Raw genomic sequence first — 544 nt, 5'->3', positions numbered from 1 at the left:
GCCGATCGGCAACATCCCACCCGCCGAGGCCGAAGCCCGCTACTATGCCCGCCAGCAGGAGGTTCCCCTGGCGGCCTGACTCAAATTCACCAGCCTCCGGCAAACCCGGCGCGGTTCAGTCAGCCACTCCGGTCTACCCACGCCGCCGCCTCCGCGGAAGCGCAGAGGGTTATGGGAAGATCAGTGCCCGATGAACAATGTGGTCAGGTTCTCTGCGTAGGCTGAGGTGCTGCACGGCGTGCACACCTCAGTCTTGCGGCCGTGAGCGGCAGAAGCAGGAATGATGCTGATTTTGCCGTTTGTCTCCAGCACCACGGCGGTTGCGTCCTCGGGCCCCGCCAACCAGATGACCAGAGTACGGGGAGCACTGGAGTGGCCCCTATTTCGACCGGACACCGGGCATAGCCCCGAGGGCCTAGGCTTGCGCCTAGGTTGCCGACTCAATCAGGGGAGCCAGAAACAAGCGGTTGCGACGAGCGCGATGGCGGAGAGGAAGTTCCTGGCCAAGCGGTCGTAGCGCGTAGCGATGCGCCGCCAGTCCTTC

Annotated in this window: 1 pseudogene; it reads right to left on the bottom strand. The window is 64.5% G+C overall.

What is annotated here, in order from left to right:
* Window positions 1-444 precede the first annotated feature (444 nt).
* Window positions 445-544 (bottom strand): annotated as a pseudogene (locus QMO56_RS26895) (IS5/IS1182 family transposase); the annotation flags it as partial.

It is taken from the genome of Roseomonas sp. E05, from assembly GCF_030063475.1.
Taxonomy (GTDB): domain Bacteria; phylum Pseudomonadota; class Alphaproteobacteria; order Acetobacterales; family Acetobacteraceae; genus Pseudoroseomonas.
Note: the sequence above shows the minus strand (reverse complement) of the source record. Positions and strands in the feature narration are given on the sequence as shown.